This is a genomic window from Oribacterium sp. FC2011 (genome assembly GCF_000701645.1).
Classification (GTDB): domain Bacteria; phylum Bacillota; class Clostridia; order Lachnospirales; family Lachnospiraceae; genus Oribacterium.
Window position 1 is genome coordinate 28271 of sequence record NZ_JNJM01000005.1, and the last position, 23187, is coordinate 51457.

Sequence of the window (23187 nt, forward strand, 5' to 3'; positions counted from 1 at the left end):
ACGATTATATAGTTTGATTATTTTATGGATTGAAATAGGATATTAATTGTTTGATTAATCACACCGGAGAATCATAATACGCATATTTCTTGATATTCTTATAAGCTGTTACATTAAGCGCCACCATGACAAACAAAAGAAGAAGTCCGATAATAATCTGTGCAAATTCAGAATCCGAAATGCTTCCAAGCATACAAAGAAAATCGTAGCCGCCGTGGATAAGGATCGTTATGAACAGTCCCTTCCTTCTCATCTTTTTGGCGCCTTCCGGGTCCCCGTGCAATTCATGAGACTTTGCCTGTCCATAGTAGTATCCCATATATATTCCGAAAACGCAGTGTCCCGGAAATGCTGCTCTCATAAAGGCTGTACTCAGGGCATTGTCAGCGAGATAAAGAAGATTCTCTGCTATATCAAAACCTATGGCCAGCATGGTACTGTAAACAACACCGTCAAAGCGGTAATTGAAGGCAGGATGCTTCCATGTGATGGATTTGAGAAGCTGATATTTTACCAGCTCTTCTGTTGCAGCAGCAAGAACAAAAGCTTCCATAAAGCTGTAAACTATAGGATCCCATGAGAACAGAAAATCTATGAACATGCCAAGTAAGGATTCAATCGTACCTGCTAAAAATGTGGCAATAAATGCCCCAACAAGGAAAAGCTTAAGAATCAACCCCACAGGCTCCGGCTCTATGCGATCCATCCGGTATATAAGAAACATGAGAATTATGCCCGGAACACAGGAAAGCATCACAGCAAGATTGGCATCCCCATCCTCGAAAATGAATGCACTTATAAGAAATCCCATGGTAAGGACGATGATAAGAAGTACAGGCATACGTCTGACCACAAAAGTCTGCTTCTGTACTATAACCGGAGTTCCGCACTGCGGACAGAACTTCTCACCTTCTCTCAGCGGTGTACCGCATCTTTGACAATTCATAATTACTCACACCCTATCTTTATTCATGCAGTTTGAAATCAACGTCTTCTTTGATTATCTCAAGCATAATTGCCGCAAACTTTGGATCAAACTGCGTTCCCGAACCTTTCTCAACTTCACTCCTGACAACATCCTGCGGAAGGACACCTCTGTAACTTCTGTTGCTGGTCATGGCATCGTAAGCATCTGCAACTGCAATGATTCTGGCCTCTTCGGGAATATCCTCTCCCGATATTCCGTCAGGATAACCCCTGCCGTCGTAGCGTTCATGATGACAGCGGGCTCCGATGGCCAGTTTAGGCATTTCCTCAATGTTCTGAAGTATCTTTGCACCTCTTCCGGGATGTGTTTTTATGATTTCGAATTCTTCATCCGTAAGTCTCCCCGGTTTATTGATAACAGCATTGGGGACGCCTATCTTCCCGACATCATGAAGAAGTCCCATCATGTATATTTCTTCCTGTTTTTCTGTTGTACAGCCTGCTCTTCTGGCTATTTCCCTGGAATACTCGGCAACCCTGCTGGAATGTCCTTTTGTATATGTATCTTTGGCGTCGATTGCTTCCGCAAGAGTCTGAACTATATGTATGGATAAACCTTCTATCTCTCTGGTTTTCTTTTCAACTTCCGCATGCAGATCCCGCTGAAGCCTGATGAGATCCAGAAGATGTCTTACACGTAGTGTCAGGACCTCAGCCACAAAGGGTTTTCTGATAAAATCCATGGCACCCATTGAAAGACCTATAGTCTCGGACTGACAGTCATCATCGGCAGTAAAGAAAATTACCGGGATTTCTTTCCTTGAGTTTTCTTTTTCCCAAAGCCTGAGAAGCTTCAATGTCTCGAAACCATCAAGATCCGGCATCTTAATATCCAGAAGAAGCATATCAATGGTATTCTTCTCAACGTAATCCAGTAAAAGCCGGCCGCTTTTAAGGCAGGTTACCTTAAACCCGGCTTCCGAAAGAACAGTTTTTGCACTCTTCAATATGATGGCAGCATCATCAACAATAACTACCCGCTCTTCCATTTAATTTCCTTTCTTTGGAAGATTAATCCTCCCACAAACTACCGTATTGAGCTACCGCCTCATCGACAGTCAGTGTACCGTTTGCAACCTTGTAGGCTGCTGCACGAAACTCCTTGTTTACGGCATCATTAAGACCTGTTTCCTGATAACTGAAGGACTTATCTTCAGGGAATCCTTCGAGAGACGAATATACCTCATCCAGAGAAAAATCATTTGTCGGAGTAATAAGTCTCTTAATCTGAGCCATATTTCCAAGCTCTTTTTCTCTCATGATGAACCTGATAAATTCATTGGTCATATCGAGATTACTGCTGTTTTTATTTACACTGAAGAAAAGGTTGACTGCATCCAGGAAATACCCGCCATCGTCTCCGATTGGTACAACATAGAATTTATACTTAAACGGATTCGACTGGAACTTTTCTGATTTACTCTCACGCTTCAAGGTACCGGAAACCATATCTCCGCTTCCCAGCATCATGGGAACGTCTCCCTCGAAAAAGCGCATTATTACAGCATTATAATCATCCTCTATTTCCGTTGAGCATCGTCCGGGATTCAGATATCCCTTGTCCACAAAATCCTTCAGCTTCAAAAGGGCGGGACGCATCATTTCTCCTGCGGACTTGTCCATAGCATTGAGAGGTGCTGCCGATTCCGGATTCTTTATGACATCATAGCAGAAAAGCGGGAAGTCAAAGGCATAGTACATACCTGCCACTGTCGTCCCATTGGCCCCCATGATCGGGGTTTCGTAGCCTGCCGCCTTAAGCTTATCACATACATCCACGAGCTCACTGTAATTGTTCGGAACCTTCAGGTTGTTTTTCTCAAATATATCCATATTCACAAGCATTCCGTAGGATCTTGTGAATATGGGAAGCATGTTGATATCTCCGTTTTCCAAAGTGAGTTTGGCCCCCTTACGGACGCAGTCCAGATCTATCTTAAGGGACGGATCGGAAAGGATCTCTGCATTTTCAAAAACAGGACCCATCTTGTCATCCTCCAGCATCCATGATGCCGTAACATAGATATCCGGTGCTTCATCACTCATGAGTGCACTTGAGATAGTGTTATTGTAATCATCCAAATTAACATAATTCAGACTTACGTTTGGATAGTATTCATAAAACCTCTCAAATTCACTTTCTAGTGATTCGAAATTTGAATAGTTACCTGCCACCTTGATGGAGCATGCCGTATCGGTTTTTAATCCGGGCTTGAACTCTCCGCTGTTATCCGGCTTTTGCGCGCATGCAGTAAACAACATTAATGAAGCTGTTGCCGTAATCAATATACTTCGTTTAAATCTCGAAAATCTCAACATAATACTGCCTCCCCTCATATAAATCTAACTCCGGGTCTTTTTCAGCACCCTATACTCTATTGCTCTTCACCTGAAATAATCCCCGGTATCTGTTCATAATCAAAATCATCAACAGCTTTTTTTAATGCTTCAAACCTGCCTTTTTCATTCTCCGGCAATCTGTATTTTCCGAGAGATTCCACAATGTCACTTACATTGTCATAATCAAAGGAATCACAGCTCTCTCTGATATCATTATATGCCTTCTTCAAATCATCTTCGGATATAACAGGTCTGTCATCAGCAGTATCCGATTCAGCCTCCGCTGCTTTTTTATAGAACTGAAGTGGCTCAAGTTCCCTTACGAGCTTTCCGTACTGATCAAGAAGTTCTCCCAATTCTTTTTCCACAGTAGCTGTATCACCGGCATCGCCTGCTTTTTCAAGCCGCTCCGCAAAATCTCCAAGCTTCAAAGCTCCTATCAGACGTGAAGAACTCTTCAACGCATGTATCTTGACCGTTGTGTTTTTGAGATCTCCGGCAGCTAAGTATCCTTCTATATCTTCTCTGTTCTTCTTTGCATTTTCCAGATACTTCTCCAACGTGCTCATATAGACTTTATCGCTACCGCAATATTTACAGCCCGTATTAACATCGATTGCTTCGATACCATAGATGAATTCCGGAATAAGCTGACTTTTTTCCTCTTTTTCCTCGGATGCGGGAGCGATCTTATCCTTCGGAAGATACTTAAGAAGTAATGCCTCAAGCCGTCCGGGATCCACAGGTTTAGTAAGATAATCATCAAAGCCTGAGCTAATGTAGATTTCACGCATGCCTGAAATAGCATTAGCCGTAAAACAGATTACAGGTGTCCGGGCATTGAGCGTACCCGGTGTTTCCCTCATTTCCATAAGTGTTTCGATACCGTCCTTATCAGGCATCATATGATCCAGGAATATGACATCGTATTTTCTCTGCTTATAAAGTACTATTCCCTCATCTCCGCTGATGGCTGTATCTATCTGCACCTTAGTGCGTTTAAGCAGGTTTTCGAAAACGGAAAGGTTGACCTCGGAATCGTCCACTGCCAGAATCCGTGCCTCCGGCGCCGTAAAGGACTCCTTATATTTCTTTCTTTCCAAAACAGAATTTCTGAAGGTTTCCTCGTAATCTCCTATAGGTGTCCGGTCCTTTACAACCTGAACAAGCTCGAAGGAGAATGTGGATCCCTTTCCGTATTCGCTTCCCACCTCTATGTGACTGCCCATCATATTGAGAAAGCTTTGTGCAATGCTCATACCTAGACCTGTACCCTCGATATTTCTGTTCTTACGCTCTTCTATACGTTCAAAGGCCATAAACAGTTTCTGCATATCTTCAGGCTTGATGCCTATGCCGGTATCCGTAACACTTATCAGTAGCCTTACGGTTTCCGGACCTTCTTCTTTAAAACCGGCTTTAAAGGTGATGGATCCTTCCTTTGTATATTTTACAGCATTTGAGAGGATATTGGTGATAACCTGTTTGATACGTATCTCGTCTCCGTTCATGACCATCGGGATATTCCTGTCCACATCAAGTTTAAGTAAAAGTCCCTTTTCCTCAGCCCTGGTCTGAACCATATTTACCAGATCATTAAGCATTGAAACAAAATTATAGTCTGCATTGTGTATATCCATCTTACCTGCTTCTATCTTTGAAAAATCGAGTATGTCATTTATAATTCCCAACAGAGTTTTTCCGGCTGTTCTGATGCTTTCCGAATATGCAAGGATTTCCTCTTCATGACTGTCCCTAAGCACCATTTCATTAAGTCCCAGTATCGCATTCATAGGTGTGCGGATGTCATGGGACATGGTGGAGAGGAAGTGGGACTTTGCCTCATTAGCCTGATTGGCAGCCACCGCAGCTTCAGATAGTTTAAGGTTGTAGGTCATGAGTATAATGTAATTAAATACAAGTAATCCCAGTAATCCCAGGGTTACCATGCCAAGAAGCAGCCAGTCAACTACGGTATTGGCAACCAGCTCCCGTGCCGGTATATATGCAAGAAGATACCAGGCATTAAGTGATTTCAGAGGAATATGGGAAATGATACATTCCTCTCCTTTTGAATTCAGCATCTTCATGGCACCTAGATCCGAGGTTATTTCCTGAGTCATGTTATTGTAGCCGGTGCTGTCTGCCTGGTTATAAGACTTGAAATATTCGAAGAAATTGGAATTCTTCAGGGACTTGCCATGAACCAGATAATCTCCGTCCTTGTTAATGAGTGAAATCTCAACTCTGTCATACTCACCGTTAAAGAATACAAGTTTATCTTCAAGAGAACTTACCGGCTCGACTCGCATCAGGATCGCCTCTTTAAGATCTCCCGTTGTTTCATCCAGTACCTTAACGTAATTCATAAAGGCAATAGACTGTACCCCGTTCTGAGGGTTCGTATATGCTCTTGTAAGGTTTACTACACCGTCTTCTTTACCAATGTCAAAAGAATTGCCAAAGAGATCGATATTGCGGTATGAAACCGAATAATCCTCCGGATCCTTCAATGCATTGTGTGTAGATATACCGTTTTTTAAAGGATCCTCAGGAAATATCAGATGTCCGTATATACTTGGAGATATCTTCGCTTTTCTGATAAATGATATAGCTTCCTCCGCAGTCATGGGTGTTCCCGCATCTGCGGAACGATTGATGTAATTTGCCCAGATATCACAAAGATGCTGCTCGTCAAAAAGGTAGTTGGTGACGATCTGCTCTGCGGAAATCGTCATTTTTTTAAAAGCTTCAACCGCATTCGCATTGCTCTCGCTCATCTTTGTATTGGCATATTTAATTATAAAGAAAAGTATCAGTGCCATGATCATAAGATTGATAGCAATGACCTTCGATTTTTTCAAGCTTTCACCTCCATGTTCATCAAGAAAACTCAAAGTATTTTTATCCCGATTCCTATTATATCAGCGAAAATCAGGCATATATTAAACGGGTAAGCGGGCACTTCCATATGGTTATACGGAGTTGTTGTCGGAACGAACCTTCAGTATCCACTGCACATTTCTTTCAATATATTTTGGATCCTTTGAGGTAAGTGACAGAAACTCCCTGATCCGTTCGGGACTGCAGTCACTGTTTACAAGTTCTGCCCTGTAAAGATAGTAATAGGCGACGGTGGAGGAAAGCTCTTCAAGGTCTGTACCGCCAAGCTTATCTTCAGCAAGGCGGAGTGCGGTATCATGCTCTCTTTCGATCATCTGAACGAGGTCCCCAAGTGTACGTTTTCCAAGGAAATCAAGCTGGATAAGCTGTGACTCTGGATTCGCTTCGTTTACAGTGGCTCCGGTAATGGCTGCTATCTCCTTGAGAAGCTTCTGATAGAATCTGCTTCTTTTTGTAAACTCAGCGATGGTTATAGCGTCCAGATACAGATTGTCGGCACAGTCGTTTTCTATACTGCTGATAACTTCCTGTTTATAATGAACCAGACTTTTGTGAATTCCTGAGAAAAGATCATCAGCTGTTTCCAGGAGACTTGCTGCTTTTGAAAAATTCCTTCTAACCTCACGTGGCGTTGTGAAGGTTGATTTGTATCCGATATCGTGTTCTATTTCTGCCCAAACGTGCTGAAGTAAGGTGCGGATCTGTACTTCAACCCACATATCACGAAATTCTTCGGGATATTCGTCACTATCCGGAAGTGCGATGATATAGTGAAGTGAAAGATATCCAAAGGAAGTCGGGTCTATGAGATTTCTTTTGTCTTTTGATCTCGTCATGTCAACGCGAAATGCTTCCGCAATTTTCCCGGCGACCATATCTATCCCTTCTTCAAAATAGCAAATAACACGAAAACCAAGGATGTCACGAAGCTCCTCAGCACTATGATACCTGTCCGGTTTCCTATCCAGCTTTCCCTTTACGGATTTCACTGTTTTGATTCTATGGGTGATGCCGTAGATGACTGAGCTGCCAAGCTCTCTTAAAGTATCATTAAGACGCTCTTCCATAACCGGTTCCAATGCCCGGTATTTTTCTATCAAATCTTCTATTTCCCGATCTCTGGTATAAATCATATCCGTCTCCATATGTATATACGAGTGTCTATCCTCCGGTTATCCACCGGTCTAAATCATTGAGGTCTGACTCCACCACATTATCGCCATATTTACTGTATTCCCTGAAAGTCACCGGTTTCGGTGTTCCAAATTTCACTTCAAACATAACCCATTTCTCCTATAGTCTTTAGTATACTACAAATATTGTCAGCTTAATTAAGAATTTGAAAATTATTTTTACATATAGCATATGTTCGGAAGAAAATTCAACACTAAAAAATCCACCGGGTACGTTTCTCGCCGGCGAGAAACGTACCCGGTGGATACTGACTCCGTACTCACGATCCTCGTCATCTACAAGAACCATATAAGCACGTCTAATTTGATTTTGATATCACAGTAAATCCGATAATATCTGCTTCATACATTTCTTTATTTAAATCATTGAGCGCAGAATCGTCTTTAACTTCTCCATTTGCATCTGCATCAACATCCCGAAGTTCTGAACGGAGGTAATAGGTGACATTACCCTTCTCATCAAATTTTTCTGAAGCCTCAAGATCGATCACGAGGTTATCATCGTTTAATGTATACCTCTTTACATAATGATGTCCGCTGGCATAAATGTAATCTCCTGCGGCGGTGAGGGGATTCGCAGTGCCTCCGGATCTGACATGACCACCATCTTTTAAATTATTATCTTTATCTATCCAGTATACCTCTGCAACAGTAGCAGCTCTGGTACCTTTATCATCACCTTTGAATGTTCCGGGCGTCACAAGCAGCACATCTGTACCACCTATCTTTAGTTCAGCATATCCCATATCAGCTTCGAGTTTATCGATAACCTGTTCAAAATCTTTACAATCACTTATATCGATATCGATCTTTTCCTCAGGTATTGTTTCGTCCTCATGCATATTTGCATCGGGCTGAGTCGAAGGATCATTGATTGATTCGGAAACAGTTGACTCGGTAACACTTGATTCGGCATTGGTAGTTGCTTCAGGTACTGCGATACTGTTATTGCCTACACATGCAGAAAGCGACGCAGCAACAACGGCTGCAATTATAATTATACTTTTCTTTTTCATAACAACCTCTCATTAATTTAGAAAATAAATCTGTAATCTCCTCTCCCATGAATCTCACATCAAATGTAGTCGAATATACCCTGAATAGCATCAGTTATATTGATGATATCCGGATAATGTATTCTATCTATTTTCGTATAGCCTCTGGCATTCAAATCAAGCAATGCCAGCTTCTCACATTGTACATAACCTTCAACATTCTCAGCCCTAATATGTATATGCAATGGTCCTGCTTCACCTGTTTCAAAAATAGGACAACCAATTATTTCAAAGGTCTGATTAAAGAAATCTTTACTTACAACGAGAACAGGTTTTCTGATATGCTCGATTTTAAGAATATCTCCCTGATTTAATTCTTCGTTCATTTACCAAATCTCTCTTCCTGCCGCTTCACCCCAGTCAAATTCACCGTCCAAATTAAGCTTTCCATCGTATTCAGCAGCGCGTTCTTCTAATGTTTTATGTCTGAAAGGTTTAACAAGCATTATCATTCCATTAGATACCTTTACATCGAGAACATCATCTACAGAAATAGCTGCTTCCTGAAGCACTTCCTTAGGGATTCTGATTCCCTGACTATTGCCCCATATTTTTACCTGAGTCTGCATATGTATCTCCTCCTTGTATATACATCGTATATCCGCAGGGTTAAAAAATCAACTAATATTCCGTCCCCGGTGGTTATTAGGATTCCCTGGTTTTCGCGCCCATAGCTTTAAGTTCCTGCTTGCGCGCATACATCATTTTATCGGCTCTTTCAAATATATCCCGGACATGGTGGTCTCCCTCTTCCAGCACGGCATAGCCAATCGACACAACGACACCGTTTTGTGGTATGTTTTCTTCTACTTTCCTGTTCATAGTGCTTGTGGTATCATTCATGGAATCATAGCCTTTATCCTGAAGTATTACCACAAACTCATCTCCGCCTATTCTGAAGACTGCACCATGTATAAATATGTCGCATATCATTACACAGGCATCCTTTATAAGCTTATCACCGGCTGCATGCCCCAATGTATCATTGATATATTTAAGACCGTTTATATCGCAAACAACCACTGCCAGGTGCTTGAGTTCACCATCATGGATTTTCCGGTTCAGCGAATGTTCATACTCTGTATACGCATGCTTATTTCTTACGCCGGTCATGGAGTCTGTGTTTGCCAGATTTTGAAAAGCCATTCTTGATTCTTTTTCTGCGTCAAGTTTATCTTTTGATAACGCCCTTAACTCCAGCAAAAGAACAGTCGCGAAAAGCAGCACCGTTATAAGCGTGAAAGCAATCTGATCCCTGTTGGCTGTAAGGTTTTTCTCACTGATGTCACGGATCTCACTCAGGATAACGCTCTCATGGATCAAAACAGCAAACTCCCATCCTGTGTTAAGAAGAGGAACGTAGCACATCGTTTCAGTTACACCGTTGAAGGAATACGACATGCTTCCACCTGCATCATTTAGAAAGTTTTCGCGATTCTCTTTCCATATATCCTCGGAAACAAGTCCCTTTGTTGCTTCAAATATATTCTTATCTGAAATTACCGGACCAAGTTCCGTTCCTGACAGATTGCTGCCGTTTACTGAATATAATGCAAAATATGTTATGCCCTGATCATCAACCGCAAGGAGGTCAATGATGTCTTTTATGTCTATCTGGATAAAGCATGCTTTAAATCGTTTACCTAAGATAGTAAGATCCGGCGTCGGTATAGCCAGGCACAGCTGTTTGGAGGAGCCGTAAAGGGAAACTGTACTGATGGTACGATCTTCCATTTTCTCTTCTGATAAAAATTCATGTCTGCTTTTGCCGGTATATGTTGTATATTGCGTGTACACAACATCATCCTGATCTACCAGTGCAAAACGGTTAAGGGACAACAGATTTCTGATTTTACCAAGTGTAGTTCTTAATTCTTCCTGTGATTCAATGTTTTCGTCCCGAATAAAGTCAAGCGCCTTTTCCATCTGACTGAATTCGCTGTCGATTCGACTTTCAACTGTCTGAGCTCGACGGTCAGCTATGTTTTCAAGATAAAAATTGCTTACAGCTAAAACTGCTTCCTCTGTCTGTAATAGCGTCTGATTTGATGACCAGATTGCATTGGAAGTTATCATCACAATTATAAGCAAACTGCCTATTATGGCTGTAAGCAAAAATGTTCTGTTCGTTATCTGTTTCTTTTTCATCTTCAAATATCACCATACAGCAGTTCAAGCATCAATGCCGCGTCTTTCTGATAAATAACAGTGGTTATCTCATCTGTTTTGTCCGGAAATAACTCTCCCGGCAGATTTCCGTCAGCAATTTTTACTGCTACCTGAAGTGTATCAAAGCCTATTGAATAGCAATCCTGAACTCCCAGACAGTAAATCACTCCTTCATCAAGATATCTCAATGCTTCCTGATCATGATCCATGCCCACAATAACTGCTTTGCTGCCCGTTTCCTTGATGGCTCTGGCAGCGCCTACGGGGTTACTCATATTACAACAGATAATGCCGTCAAGATCAGGGATCTTTTTCAGGATATTCAGTGTAAGCCCGTATGCCAGATCTACAGAGTCCATATCATATTCCGTGGCCACGATCTTCATGTCAGCGTACTTTTCGATAGTATCCCGGGCACCCCTCGCCCTGTCTTCATGACACGGAGCACCTTTGTTCCCCACAAGTATGGCTACTTTACCTTTATACTGAAGCTTTTCGCAAAGGGCTTCCGTCAAGTCCACACCGTCCTCATAATTATGTGTGTTTCCGACATATGCTATCCTTTTACAACCATCGGCTGCATCCGAACTTGAAAAGGTCATTACTTTTGTTCCTGCGTCGATCATCCTGTCAATAACCGGAGATATGACCGACTCGTCTGCAACATCCACGCCTATCACATCATAGTCTTTCTGTTCTGCCTGAAGCAGACGTTTTGTCTGATCCTCGGCAGAAGCCCCTTCCGGTGCCATATACTCATAAGTAACAGTAATCCCTTTATCCAGAAACTGTCTCTGGGCCTCTTCCATACCAAGGGCTACGGCATCCCACCAGGGATGTACGGTTTTATATGTGAAATAAAAATTATAATGATACTTCTTCGGAATATACGAATCCAGCTCATGATCAAAATCTACTGCGCTTCTAACAGGTTCTGCATCTTTTGATGTATCCTCACCGGAAACTGTACCGGCTGAACCGGATGAATCAGCTTTGCCGGATGTAGCTGATGCTTCGGTTAAATCTGCTGTACCGGTTGGATTTACAGTTCCGGTTGGATTTGCTGCTCCGGTTAAATCTGCTGTTCCGGTTGAATTTGCTTTTCCGGTTGAATCAGCAGGAGGTGAAGTCACACTTAAAACCTTCCCGGGATGCCCAGGAGAGCAAGCCCCTGAAGAAAGCACAATTGCCGATACCGGAATCAATATATATAACTTCCAAAATTTATTTTTCTGCATTAAGTTGCCTCTTTTTTCAATACTTCCCGGCAGAAAGCTTCTCTTCTTCGTAATACCTCAGATTGATATCCGCTTTCTGCCCATTATTATTTTTTATATCGACAAAAATTCAACTTAAATCAGTATTTTTTTTGTTTGTCCCGGGGGACGGGTTTCATGGTCCATCCGGTTTGCATTGTACCTAAAAAATCAGATCCCACAACGGTAGTTGAATCCGGTGTGGGATCTGTGAATTTAGTTTGAACTTTCGTACAGCACGGGCTTTCCGTCTGCTTTAGTGTAAAGCACGCCGTTCTCTGAATAATATATCTCGTTTTCCGGGTCCACGTCAAAATACAGTGTCGGCCGGTATACAAGGATGCTGCCGTCGGACTGTATGATACCATCTTTGTAAATCTCTTCCAAAATGCTGTAATCGGATATATGCGGTCCCGTGCCTGAAACATTCTTGCCGATGTTTATGGTGTTTGTGAGACGGGGGTGCGATTCTCAACTGAAAAACTTGCAATGGGTGTAGGTTTTTCCGCTGAATTCTGTTACAGGCCAATCTTTGGTTTTCTCTTTTCCCTGATCTTGTGTGGTGACTTTGACGGTGTAGCGGGGCATGCCTTCGGATACAGTCATTTTGTATCTGCCGCATCGCTCCTTATTGAGATACCAGGTATCGGTAATCTTCTTATCGCCCTCATACACATCCGATGTGGTATCATCCTGTAATGCAACAACCAGGACATCGTTCAAAGCATCTTCTTCGATTACTTCCTGCATGTTAAATACATTCCGGGTCCAGATTTGAGGGTCAATGACAACAAAGAATACAGCGTCTTTAGGAGCATACTCCATGAACTTTCTGTAGTCGCTTGCTCTTCCAGAGTCTGCAAACGTGCAGTAAGCATTCATGGCACCATCAAGTCTTTCGGGCATTTCGAAGACTTCTTCATAGGTTTTACTATCCCCTGATTTGATCGCCGAACATCTGACTTTTTTGCCATCTTCTATGAAGGCAAGGTCCAGGATCTCATCATAATTCGAATGATACATGAGATCTCCGCAAAGGTCTCTTACGTCATTCCCCTGTGAATATATGGCAGTCGTGAAATCATCATCAAGCCAGATAAGATTCGTGCCCTGTATGGTCTCCGGGCAAAGCTCCCCCAGGAATCTGTCATATATATAGTATTCACTCATGTGCGGGCTTACATGGCAATCTATGATTTCTTTACCGTATGCGTGGAACACGTCCAGGATGGCATTGCCTGCTCCCAGTTTGGAAAGGTCATAAAACTTGTTTTTAAAGTGGAATGTCATTCCCTCGAAGCTTACTTCCGGCTCCAGGTCTCCTAAGTCATACATTCCGTAGAAAGCATTATCCACCTCTTCGATATCCTTGAGACTGCCGTCTGAGTTAACTGTCAGCCTGCACATATATCTCGGGAAATCCAGCTCGAGATTGTATTCGTTGAGGAGCAGCTTCTTGTTGACACTGTTGGAATACTTATAATATTTGGAACCCATTTCCTTTGGCATAAAGGCCGCTGCGGTGTATGGGTTTCCGGTGTATTCATTTTCATCATCCCAGGTAAGGGGCTTCATCTCCTGAGTCCAGATGCCGCTATCGTCGGCTTTCCATATCCATGCGTAAAAGGTATCAGTTTCGGCAGAAGCATTAGCAGCCTTGCTGCTCTCTCTGTGCATGATAAATGAGTTTGAGCCAAGTGAAAATGTCTCGTCCGGATATTTGGGATCCTGGAACAGCACGGAACTCATGAAGGAATCTCCGTTTCCTGTCTCCTCCATGTATATGTAGTCTTCTCCGTCGCAGTTTCCGTAATACAGCTTCGCATAAGTGGAATTGTATCCGTCGTCCGGAGCAAGATATCCCGTGTCGGGAAATGTCATCTTATCCAGGCCCGACACACTGAGAGCGAATGACAGAGGTACGTTCTCTTCTCCCTTGTACTGGTGATCCGGCGTGAACACTCCGGTACATCTTTCATCAGAGTCTGTATAGCCGTACTTGAAATATCCGTTGTCCGAGATTTCGATATGAGCATAATCCTCATGAGTTACAGGATTTATGAGATTCCATTCGCCGGACATAAAGGTGAAAAGGTCTTTTTCTGAAGCGGGGACTTTGAGGGTTTCTGAGTCAGTTTTTGTGGTTGAGTCTGCATCTGTTGCTTGTGAGCCTGAGTCTGCTTTGGATTCTGAATCCGAGTCTGTTTTTGGTCCTGAGGGGTCTGCATTTTCCGCAGAATCACTTTTCCCGGAGCCCTCAATCCCGGCGCTCTCACTCTGCTGTGTACTTTCTTTCTGCAGTGTGCTGTCTTTCGGGCTTTGCGGTACATTGCCTGCGCATCCACCGAGGAGCAGGTCCGCTGATATCAGCATTAACGCTGTTAATATGGTCTTTTTTCTCATTTTTCTTTTCTCCACTTCCTTTGATCCATGTTCTATGGATTACAGATAATAGTATATCGTATTTTCAGGGTTATGGAGACGGAGTTTATAGTCTATTGCTATATAAAATGATGTTATCAACCTACAAAAAAATGGCAGGTAGCTATGCTGCCATAACTATCTGCCCTCTTCTTATTTTTACTCTTTATCCAAAAATTGTATCAGTCTGTCCCAGAATTCATGATAATACGGTTTTTCAATCATGATCACATGAGAACCACCGTCAATCACCTGAACCTCCGAACCCTCCGGTAACATTTCATTTGCGCCATGAATTTTATCATAGTTTAGATACGGGTCATTTCCTCCGCAAATAATCAGCGTTGGATTTTTCAGCTTTTTCAGGTCGATCAAATCTGTGTCTTTGGATACGCAAATGTCTCTTCTTCCGCCATTGGGGCTATACTCCCCGTCATAGTGCCAGCAGTTTGAACAGAATATCTCAATGACGTTCTTGTCTGCTATAGAGTAGTCAAATGTTCCGTCCTCGCATCTTTGGAAATCATCCGCTGCATGTTCCCATGTATTGTGGTGAAATGCTTCTGTCACTTCATATTCACCCACACCTGTAAGGATAGGTGCATATAAAACAAGCTTTCTTATATGATCCGGATTTTTCGAAGCGAATCTGCTGACGGTCACCGTTCCCCAGCTCCATCCCAGAACATCTATTTTGTCATGTCCTGTCACCTCGATTATTTTGTTTACAGCTGCATCTATGTCTTCTGCGGCATAATCAGAGTCAGGAACAAAGCCGTCTTCAACAGTTTCAGACTGACCAAATCCCGCGATATCCAGTCGCCATACGCTATAATCGTCCTGAGCCAGTTTTCTCACCAGACTGTAGTCTTCATAATCGGTATCAAACTCATTTGACGAGTACGTAACTCCATGGATAAGAAGGATGTCCTTCCCGGTTTCCTTTCCGCTTACGGACATGCAATCAAGATGAAGATTCAATCCGTTTCTTTCCAAAGGATATTCAGAATATTCGTAAGTAGTCTCTGCTTTGTTGTTTTGTTCAGAGATATTAACCTCTTTTTTACATCCGGTTAAAACACATATGTAAAGCAGAATCAAAATCAAAACACTAGATAATTTCTTTTTCATATACAACTCACCATAATGGTTCCGGGGAAACGGCGTTTTCGGTGCGGTGCCCGGGTTACACCCACCGGGGACGGTTATCTCCGGTGAGAACCGTCCCCGGTGGATAACTATGCTACTTATCTTTCATCAGTAATGCGATGCATTCACAGTTGTTTGTTCGCGGAAACATATCAACGGGACAAAGCTTCTCAACCTTGTAGCCAGCGGCCTGAAGCGGGGTCAGATCTCTTGCAAGACTGGTTGGCTTGCAGGCAACGTAGATCAGCTTATCAACGCCGTAGTCTATGATTTTTGTCAGTGCCTTCGGATGAATACCGTCTCTCGGTGGATCAAGTATGATGAAATCAGGTCTCGGTGCGTCCTCATAGGTGCCGTCTTCTTTTATGAGTCTTCCGCCCTGCTCGATAACCTTAAGGACATCCCCGGCGATGAAATCGCAATTGGTTACTCCGTTAAGCTCAGCATTTTCTCTTGCCGCAGCAACGGCTTCCTTAACTATCTCCACACCGATAGCCTTTGAGGCAACACTGCTCATAAGCTGGGTAATGGTTCCGGTTCCTGAATAAAGGTCATAGATAACAGGTTTTTTAATGTCTCCACTTTCCTGTTCCTTTTGTAGCTCACTAAAGCCTGCATACTCTCTTACTTTGCTGTAAAGCTTTTCTGCTCCCAGAGAGTTGGTCTGGAAGAAGCTGAAAGGTGTGATCCTAAACCTGAGTCCCAGTATCTCTTCATAGAAATAGTTCTTTCCGTAAAGCACTGTGGTTCCCATATCGGTGACTGCATCGGCAAGGGAATCATTGATGGTATGAAGAATACCTGCGAAGGTTCCCTCTATTTTGCCATCCTCCTTGAGTCCTAAAAGCATATCCTTCCAGCCCTCAAGAACCTCCTCTTCTGACACAGATGGTTTGACTCTTATGTATTTGTCCGGCTCCGGCTTTTTATGCTTCTTCTGAGCCTTGGGACTGTATCTTCTGTTGAACCACTCATCAAGTTCCTTTGCACGCTGCTCGATCACTTCCTGAGGAGCCGGAACTCTCATGGCACTGTCCCACTGGGAAGTAGTCACGAGGTCCACAAGTATCTCCCCTGTTTTAACAGCTCTTCTGAAGAGAAGATGTCTCAGATACCCTTCATGCGCTTTCTTATGCTCATAGGTGATCTCAAGCTTTGAGAAGTACTCTCTTGTGGCTCTGACGATATAGTCTGCATCCTTATGTGTAAGTGAGCAGCCGTCAGTATTGATAATGTTGAAAAAGCTGTGCTTCTGGTGAAGTCCCAATGTAAGCGGACCGTCTTTTTCACAATCCCCGAAGGAAAACTCCATTTTATTCCTATAACCTTCGTTTACAGGTGATGGCACAATCGGTTCAAATATATAATCATCGGTTCTTATTACAGGCTCTAAAAGCTCATGTAGCTGCTTTTCTTTTATTTTGATCTCGTCGTCATAGGATGTACCCTGATAGTAACATCCACCGCATCTCTCTGCATTGGAACATAAATCCATCTATAAATCTCCTTGAAATATAAATATAAGAAAAGAAAGAGTCTTCCAACTCCAAACAGAGTCAGAAGACTTTAAAACACTAATCTCCAAGTTTCGATTAATCTTCAACAACTACGTCATCATCCTCTTCAGGATCCTCATAGTCATCATAGTCCTCAAGATAATCAGGAGCTACGAAACGATATACAGCATATGCGATACAAGCTATGGATGCAACAATTCCTATGATAGCAAGAAGTGTCATGAGAACTTTTTTAAGCTTCTCATCATCCCTTTTCTGCTCCATGTAGTTCTGTAATTTCAGCTTCTGAAGGAGAAGCTCTGCCTGATCTCTTGCATCGTTTCTGTAAGCTTTAATATTATGTGTAAGTTCCTTTGCATTATCTCTTAACGCTTCGATATCAAATCTGTCCATGAGATACCTCCGATCTTTTTATTGATATGAGGAAATTATAACATTTATGACGTATTTTTACCATCAAACCTGGAAAATAATAAAAATATTGTTAAATCTTCTTCAGCTTGGCAAAGCTTGCAAACATCTTTTTCTGTCCGGCCTTTTCAAAATCAACAGTAACCTCATAATCCTTTTTGCCATCGACTATTGAAAGTACTGTTCCCTTACCAAACTTAATGTGACTTACGGTATCGCCAACTTTATAGTCAAGGCTGCTTAATTTCTGGACACCTGTTGTCTGAAGACTCTTGGGAATTCCGGAACCTGACTTTCTGCCTGAGCCATAGGAGGAACCGCTTCTGCCTGTATACCCCGTTGAACCCATGCCGCTTAAACCGTAGCTGTTCACGCCAAAGCCGCCGGAGCTTCCACCTGAGAAACCTCCGGAGCTGTTTCTTCCGGAATGGCTGTTGCCTCTGCCGCCGATAACATTACCGAAATCATCGTCATGGCGGTACTCGTCGCGTTCATCATATCTCTGATTTTCACGCCTGCTCTTTCTATAGTCACCGTAGCTTCCGGAACCATAGGAGCTGCCTCCGAAGGAACCTCCTCCGAAAGATCCTCCGCCAAAAGCATCCGCAAACGGCATCTCGTCTTCGCCGTATCTGTTTAAGGTTGTCTTTTGGCATAACTCATCCGGTATCTCATCTATGAACATGGAGGGTTTCATACGCTCGTAGTTGCCGTTGACCATTCTGGTTCTTGCGGAAGTCATGACCAGTTCATCCTGTGCTCTCGTGATGCCCACGTAGCAAAGTCGTCTCTCCTCTTCCAGGTCATCATGCTCGTTCATGGATTTATAGCCCGGGAAGAGTCCGTCACTCATACCCACCAGATAAACCTTCGGGAATTCCAGTCCCTTTGCGCCGTGAAGGGTCATAAGTGTAACGAGATCCGTATTGTCGTCCTTCCGGTCAATGTCAGCAACCAGTGAAACTTCCTCCAGGAACTCACTGAGCTTAGGTTCCTCTGCATTCTTCTGATAGTCAGATGCCTTGCTAATGATTTCTTCGATATTCTGGAACCTTGTCTCTGCTTCTACGACACCTTCAAGCTTGATTTCTTCTCCGTAACCTGAGTCATCCCTGATGGATTCAATAAGCCTCTGAATTGAGTAACTATCCTCATCCACTGCCTTTTCATTGAGGTAACCTGCATAGCGGAGCTTATCCTTCCAGTTCTCCACCATGTTAACAAACTCCTGAAGCATCTTTCCGGCTTTTCCGCCTATGCCAATGATCCCTGCCTTTGTAGCCGCTTCATACATAGTAACCGTATGTTCCGAAGTGGAATTTGCTGCAGCAAAAACCCTGAGTTTTTCAAGAGTGGCCTCACCTATACCTCTTTTGGGAACGTTTATGATACGTTCAAATGCCACATTGTCAGAGTCATTGGCAATTATCTTCATGTATGCCAGTACATCTTTTATCTCACGTCTCTGATAGAAGTTAACTCCACCGATGATCTGATAGGGGACATTCATCTTGATGCACTGCTCTTCAAGAAGTCGTGACTGGGCGTTGGTTCTGTAAAGGATGGCCTGATCGTGATAGGATCTTCCGCAGTCCTTTACCTCACGGATAACAGCATTGGCCTCATCATTGGCTCCGTCAAATTCCTTAAAGGTGACATCCTTTCCACCTTTATGATCGGTCCAGAGGCGCTTCTGCTTGCGTCCGGTATTGTGGGCGATGACAGCATTGGCACAATCAAGGATCTTCTCCGTTGAACGGTAATTCTGCTCAAGTTTTATGACCTTTGCCCCGGGAAAACTTTTCTCGAAGGAAAGGATATTCTCGAGATTTGCTCCACGGAACTTGTAAATGCTCTGATCATCATCACCAACAACACAGATGTTTTTGTACTTCCCCGCAAGCTTATCCACAAGGTTAAACTGGATGTCATTGGTATCCTGATACTCATCTACCAGGATATACTTAAAGCGCTCCTGGTAATACTCAAGAACTTCCGGCTCTGTATCGAACAGCTCAACCGTCTTCAGGAGCAGGTCATCGAAGTCCACAGCATTATTCTGATGAAGTATTTTCTCATACAAGGTAAAGCATTCAGCTATCTTTTTTTCATTGTAATCTCCACCTGAAATCTGATCGCGATACTCAACCGGTGTCAACCCCTCATTCTTTGCCTTTGAAATCGCAGCCAGAACCGCACGCTCCTTCAGGTTTTTAGAATCAATGTTTAGATCTTTAAAAACCTTACGCATAACTGTGCGCTGGTCATCCGTATCATAAATTGAGAAATCCGAATTATACCCTAGTCTGTCAATATGACGTCGAAGTATACGTACACACATCGAGTGGAAGGTAGATACCCAGACCTCTCTGCCCCGGAGCCCAACTATCTTGTCAACTCTGTCCCTCATCTCACCGGCTGCCTTGTTGGTGAATGTTATGGCCAGGATGTTCCATGGCTGCACACCACAATTCTCTATAAGATAAGCTATACGATGGGTCAGAACTCTGGTCTTTCCGGATCCCGCTCCAGCCAGTACAAGTAAAGGTCCTTCTGTTTCCCGTACGGCTTCACACTGTTCTTTATTTAAAATGCTTTCAAGATTCTCCATGATTCTCCTATATATAAATATATTTTTATCAAAACATATGTTGGTTGATTATAGCATAAGTCATTCTCTTTCGCTACGTTGTTTATAGTTTTAGATATACGTAGTTTTTATAACTACGTATTGTGACAAAAAATAGATTATGTTATACTTGTTCGCATGGATAAAACAATGATTGATGAAATAATTAAATATTTCCACTCCCTTAACTATATAAAGTCCGAGGATATTCCGAATCTCGATCTCTATATGGATCAGGTGACAGGGTTTATGGAGAGAAATCTCGACCCTATAAAGCGGCATCACGATGATAAGGCATTGACCAAAACCATGATAAACAACTATGCCAAAAACAAGCTCCTGCCTCCACCTGATAAAAAGAGATACAACAGGGATCATATGCTCGTTCTTCTCTTTATTTACTACTACAAGGGCATGCTTCAGCTTAATGATATCGAGGCACTGCTGAAACCTCTTAATGATAAGTATTTCGGCGGAAAGTCTTCCATAAGTCTCACAGATATCTACAACGAAGTCTTTACCATGGAGGCTGCCGAAAAGAGCCGTATCTTTAACGAAGTTGAAGAAATGAACAGAATTTCCCTTCATTCCTTCAGTGCCGATGACCCTAAGTTCAAGGATCTTTCAGACGAAGATCGTGAGGAACTTCAGCTTTTCTCATTTATGTGTGAGCTTGGGTTGGATGTATTTATAAAGAAACTCCTTATGGAGAAGATCGCGGACAGACTTCATGAAAAAGAGCTTGAAAGGCAGAATGCCGAAAGAGCTATGAAGAAAAAATAGTCTTTCATGAAAAAGTAAAGATGCAGCCGATTCGGCTGCATCTTTTTATTTCTTCTTCAGGTTATCCTCAAATCCAAGTCTCTCAAATACCATATCATAACCGTCTGCACCATAGTTCAGTGACCTGTTAACTCTTGAAATAGTTGCTGTTGAAGCACCTGTAGCCTTAGCAATGTTCAGATAAGTTTCACCCTCTCTTAACATCTTTGCAACTTCATAACGCTGTGCCATACTGAGAAGCTCATTGATGGTACAAACATCTTCAAAAAATTTATAGCACTCTTCCTTTGATTTCAAAGTGAGTATTGCGTCGAATATATGGTCTACTTCCTTAGTCTTTAATTTGTCATTCATGTCAAAACCTCTGCTATTATATTTTAAAATGTTTAAAACGCACAAGCACTTTAGCATTTTCACGCGTTAATTTGTGCGCTTTTACACTTTAGTATATGAAAGTAGTATAGCACTCAGATTTTTCCATTGCAAGTAGTAAATTGCATACATATTTCCGACTTCAATTATACAGTAACAGTTCAGCCGGGGCATCTGCCCCGGCTGAACTATTACGCCCTTAATTCCATGTAATCGGTGTAGGACGCCTTGTATCAAAAACAGTTTTTGCATCCAGAATATCTGAAAGCTTGTTGTCTTCACCTGAATAGTCCATCCACAATCTGTAACCATCCAGGTTACGACGACCCTGTCTTACGGCGTCCTCAGTATACTGAACCCATACAGGATTTGAGTCAACATTACAGAAATAATCAAATCCCGCGGCCTTAAGCATATTGAACTTGTCATTTTCCGTTGTATAGGGATGCCAGTCTCCGATATCTGCTCCGAAAGGATAAAGGATGATATCGCAGTTACCGGGCATAAGTGACTCAACATTACGCTCCCATCTGTCAGTATCTCTCTGAAGGTCTGCAAGCTCTCTATTAGTAAAGTTGATGTGACCCCAGCTGTGGGAAGCAAGCTCATAACCATCATCCACAAGAGCCTGGAAAAGCTTCTTTACAGTCTCTCTGTCTTCCGCAATGTTTGGATTGGCCTTCATTTTCGGATCACGATTCTCAGAAGACTCGTCATAGGTTTCATCCGTACGATAACCGAGGACTCCATTGTAGCCTGTAAATGCCATGATAGCCTTTGCTCCTCTGTAGGAGAAATCAGGATGAGCCTCAACAAAGTTATCAAGTATAGGAACTATATCATAATCACCGATGGAAACATTACCCTCTGCGTCTGTGTACTGGAGCTTCAGCTTGCCGTTCTCATCGAGAACCATCTTGTCCGCAAAGCCCTTACCTTCCATATACTCATAGTAACAAACATCATCCTCAGACATTACAAAGGCTTTCTTACCTTCAGGAAGCATTATCTGCTTCTTCACCATCTTTCTGGTGCCGTCTTCCTGTGTCTGCATCTCAGCCATATCATGAAGACCAACAAGAACATATCCTCTGTCATACATCTGCTGAAGGATAGCCTCAAACTCAGGAATGGTGGTCATTACCTGATTGAAATCCTTACCGGCTGCATCGTTTGTAAAAGCTCTGTCAGTATCCTGGCAAAGAATATGGAAGAAAACGTGTGTTATCTGGGAGTTGTCAAAAGGAACACATGCTGCCTTCTGAGCTTCATACTCCTGTATCTTTGCCTGTACTTCAGGACTCTCTGCATATTCCGATGTACTTAATGTCTCTACCGCAGCATCATAGTCATACATCATAGCCTGTCTGTCGCTCTGAGCTATGAGTTCCGTAAGAACTATAGCAGGATCTTCCTCTGCGGGAGCGGTTGTCTCTGCTTCCGATTCAGCAGTCGCTGTAGTTTCAGTTTTTTCACTGTTTCCGGATTTTCCGAAAACAGATGATAAATTAAGTTTTCCTGTTCCGATAAATATGCCAAGCACCAGTAACAATATGATGTCTACCGCAATGATTGTATATGTGATGCGTTTCATCTTACGTTTTCTCGAACGTTCTCTGTGACGGCTTCTGATTTCTTCACGTCTTCTTTGAAGCTGTTCTTCAAATGCTCTTTCATCCATAGGATCATCATTCAAATCCGAAGCATTGTTTAATCCATAATTATTATCCTTATGATAAGAGGGTTCCTGTCTCTGTGTCTGACCGGATCCTTCGGGGTTTATGCGTGTTACATTATCTATGATATCGCCATCACGATTCTGGCTGTTTTTTCTTGAATAATTTTTCAGGCTCATTTATCCATAACCTCATCTGTTAAATTTAGTACATACGATTTTTAATTTTAACGCTAATTCACCTTAAGGGCAAGGTCATTGACATGGTTTTCTCATTTGCTATAATATGTAGTAATGAAAACTACGTCATGAAACGTGGAGGTAAT

General features: G+C 42.6%; 19 protein-coding genes. 1 reads left to right on the forward strand and 18 read right to left on the reverse strand.

Annotated elements, in window-relative coordinates:
• Positions 1 to 58: 58 nt before the first annotated feature.
• The 16 genes from T357_RS20035 to T357_RS0105320 form a co-directional block, all read right to left on the reverse strand.
• A complete protein-coding gene (locus T357_RS20035) occupies positions 59 to 946 on the reverse strand; it encodes a PrsW family glutamic-type intramembrane protease (RefSeq protein WP_049962288.1) in 888 nt (295 codons plus the stop codon).
• A gap of 19 nt (positions 947 to 965) precedes the next feature.
• Entirely contained in the window at positions 966 to 1976 is a 1011-nt protein-coding gene (locus tag T357_RS0105245; RefSeq protein ID WP_031549484.1) for an HD domain-containing phosphohydrolase, read from the reverse strand.
• 22 nt (positions 1977 to 1998) lie between these two features.
• Complete coding sequence (locus T357_RS0105250) at positions 1999 to 3306, reverse strand: ABC transporter substrate-binding protein (protein WP_031549486.1); 1308 nt, start codon at positions 3304 to 3306, stop codon at positions 1999 to 2001.
• Between the two features lie 56 nt (positions 3307 to 3362).
• Positions 3363 to 6191 (reverse strand): ATP-binding protein, encoded by a 2829-nt coding sequence (locus T357_RS0105255; RefSeq protein WP_049962289.1) that lies wholly within the window; start codon positions 6189 to 6191, stop codon positions 3363 to 3365.
• A 111-nt stretch (positions 6192 to 6302) separates the two neighbouring features.
• On the reverse strand, positions 6303 to 7364 hold the full coding sequence (locus T357_RS0105260; protein WP_197027305.1) for a GTP pyrophosphokinase: 1062 nt from the start codon (positions 7362 to 7364) through the stop codon (positions 6303 to 6305).
• A 359-nt stretch (positions 7365 to 7723) separates the two neighbouring features.
• Positions 7724 to 8440, reverse strand: coding sequence for a hypothetical protein (locus T357_RS0105270; RefSeq protein ID WP_031549493.1), 717 nt, complete (start codon positions 8438 to 8440; stop codon positions 7724 to 7726).
• 59 nt (positions 8441 to 8499) lie between these two features.
• Positions 8500 to 8805, reverse strand: a complete 306-nt coding sequence (locus T357_RS0105275) for a type II toxin-antitoxin system PemK/MazF family toxin (RefSeq protein WP_031549495.1) — start codon at positions 8803 to 8805, stop codon at positions 8500 to 8502.
• On the reverse strand, positions 8806 to 9048 hold the full coding sequence (locus T357_RS0105280; protein ID WP_031549497.1) for an AbrB/MazE/SpoVT family DNA-binding domain-containing protein: 243 nt from the start codon (positions 9046 to 9048) through the stop codon (positions 8806 to 8808).
• 76 nt (positions 9049 to 9124) lie between these two features.
• The gene (locus tag T357_RS20040) at positions 9125 to 10627 is read right to left on the reverse strand and encodes a GGDEF domain-containing protein (RefSeq protein ID WP_031549499.1); all 1503 of its coding nucleotides are present in this window, start codon (positions 10625 to 10627) and stop codon (positions 9125 to 9127) included.
• 2 nt (positions 10628 to 10629) lie between these two features.
• Entirely contained in the window at positions 10630 to 11886 is a 1257-nt protein-coding gene (locus T357_RS0105290) for a substrate-binding domain-containing protein (RefSeq protein ID WP_081828060.1), read from the reverse strand.
• A gap of 234 nt (positions 11887 to 12120) precedes the next feature.
• Positions 12121 to 12291, reverse strand: a complete 171-nt coding sequence (locus T357_RS21115; protein ID WP_155991254.1) for a hypothetical protein — start codon at positions 12289 to 12291, stop codon at positions 12121 to 12123.
• A gap of 84 nt (positions 12292 to 12375) precedes the next feature.
• Positions 12376 to 14307 carry a hypothetical protein gene (locus tag T357_RS0105300; RefSeq protein WP_031549502.1) on the reverse strand — a complete coding sequence of 644 codons (1932 nt, stop codon included), beginning with the start codon at positions 14305 to 14307 and terminating at the stop codon, positions 12376 to 12378.
• Positions 14308 to 14484: 177 nt separating this feature from the next.
• Positions 14485 to 15456: an alpha/beta fold hydrolase gene (locus T357_RS0105305; RefSeq protein ID WP_031549504.1), complete on the reverse strand. Its 972-nt coding sequence runs from the start codon at positions 15454 to 15456 to the stop codon at positions 14485 to 14487.
• A 112-nt stretch (positions 15457 to 15568) separates the two neighbouring features.
• The gene (locus T357_RS0105310; protein ID WP_031549506.1) at positions 15569 to 16969 is read right to left on the reverse strand and encodes a class I SAM-dependent RNA methyltransferase; all 1401 of its coding nucleotides are present in this window, start codon (positions 16967 to 16969) and stop codon (positions 15569 to 15571) included.
• A gap of 97 nt (positions 16970 to 17066) precedes the next feature.
• On the reverse strand, positions 17067 to 17384 hold the full coding sequence (locus tag T357_RS0105315) for a hypothetical protein (RefSeq protein ID WP_081828061.1): 318 nt from the start codon (positions 17382 to 17384) through the stop codon (positions 17067 to 17069).
• Positions 17385 to 17475: 91 nt separating this feature from the next.
• Entirely contained in the window at positions 17476 to 20013 is a 2538-nt protein-coding gene (locus tag T357_RS0105320) for an ATP-dependent helicase (protein ID WP_031549511.1), read from the reverse strand.
• Positions 20014 to 20181: 168 nt separating this feature from the next.
• On the opposite strand from T357_RS0105320, the gene T357_RS0105325 reads away from it, so the two are divergent.
• Positions 20182 to 20814, forward strand: a complete 633-nt coding sequence (locus T357_RS0105325; protein ID WP_242840063.1) for a DUF1836 domain-containing protein — start codon at positions 20182 to 20184, stop codon at positions 20812 to 20814.
• A gap of 45 nt (positions 20815 to 20859) precedes the next feature.
• Here T357_RS0105325 and T357_RS0105330 read toward each other — a convergent pair whose 3' ends face one another.
• Positions 20860 to 21168: a YerC/YecD family TrpR-related protein gene (locus T357_RS0105330; RefSeq protein WP_029200564.1), complete on the reverse strand. Its 309-nt coding sequence runs from the start codon at positions 21166 to 21168 to the stop codon at positions 20860 to 20862.
• 217 nt (positions 21169 to 21385) lie between these two features.
• On the reverse strand, positions 21386 to 22867 hold the full coding sequence (locus T357_RS0105335) for a polysaccharide deacetylase family protein (RefSeq protein ID WP_031549515.1): 1482 nt from the start codon (positions 22865 to 22867) through the stop codon (positions 21386 to 21388).
• Between the last annotated feature and the right edge of the window lie 320 nt (positions 22868 to 23187).

Bases quoted from the DNA above. Each gene is read 5' to 3' on its own strand.
- T357_RS20035 (WP_049962288.1), bottom strand. From the start codon at position 946: ATGAATTGTCAAAGATGCGGTACACCGCTGAGAGAAGGTGAGAAGTTC.
- T357_RS0105245 (WP_031549484.1), bottom strand. From the start codon at position 1,976: ATGGAAGAGCGGGTAGTTATTGTTGATGATGCTGCCATCATATTGAAG.
- T357_RS0105250 (WP_031549486.1), bottom strand. From the start codon at position 3,306: ATGTTGAGATTTTCGAGATTTAAACGAAGTATATTGATTACGGCAACA.
- T357_RS0105260 (WP_197027305.1), bottom strand. From the start codon at position 7,364: ATGATTTATACCAGAGATCGGGAAATAGAAGATTTGATAGAAAAATAC.
- T357_RS0105270 (WP_031549493.1), bottom strand. From the start codon at position 8,440: ATGAAAAAGAAAAGTATAATTATAATTGCAGCCGTTGTTGCTGCGTCG.
- T357_RS0105275 (WP_031549495.1), bottom strand. From the start codon at position 8,805: ATGAACGAAGAATTAAATCAGGGAGATATTCTTAAAATCGAGCATATC.
- T357_RS0105280 (WP_031549497.1), bottom strand. From the start codon at position 9,048: ATGCAGACTCAGGTAAAAATATGGGGCAATAGTCAGGGAATCAGAATC.
- T357_RS20040 (WP_031549499.1), bottom strand. From the start codon at position 10,627: ATGAAAAAGAAACAGATAACGAACAGAACATTTTTGCTTACAGCCATA.
- T357_RS0105290 (WP_081828060.1), bottom strand. From the start codon at position 11,886: ATGCAGAAAAATAAATTTTGGAAGTTATATATATTGATTCCGGTATCG.
- T357_RS0105300 (WP_031549502.1), bottom strand. From the start codon at position 14,307: ATGAGAAAAAAGACCATATTAACAGCGTTAATGCTGATATCAGCGGAC.
- T357_RS0105305 (WP_031549504.1), bottom strand. From the start codon at position 15,456: ATGAAAAAGAAATTATCTAGTGTTTTGATTTTGATTCTGCTTTACATA.
- T357_RS0105310 (WP_031549506.1), bottom strand. From the start codon at position 16,969: ATGGATTTATGTTCCAATGCAGAGAGATGCGGTGGATGTTACTATCAG.
- T357_RS0105315 (WP_081828061.1), bottom strand. From the start codon at position 17,384: ATGGACAGATTTGATATCGAAGCGTTAAGAGATAATGCAAAGGAACTT.
- T357_RS0105320 (WP_031549511.1), bottom strand. From the start codon at position 20,013: ATGGAGAATCTTGAAAGCATTTTAAATAAAGAACAGTGTGAAGCCGTA.
- T357_RS0105325 (WP_242840063.1), top strand. From the start codon at position 20,182: ATGATTGATGAAATAATTAAATATTTCCACTCCCTTAACTATATAAAG.
- T357_RS0105330 (WP_029200564.1), bottom strand. From the start codon at position 21,168: ATGAATGACAAATTAAAGACTAAGGAAGTAGACCATATATTCGACGCA.
- T357_RS0105335 (WP_031549515.1), bottom strand. From the start codon at position 22,867: ATGGATGAAAGAGCATTTGAAGAACAGCTTCAAAGAAGACGTGAAGAA.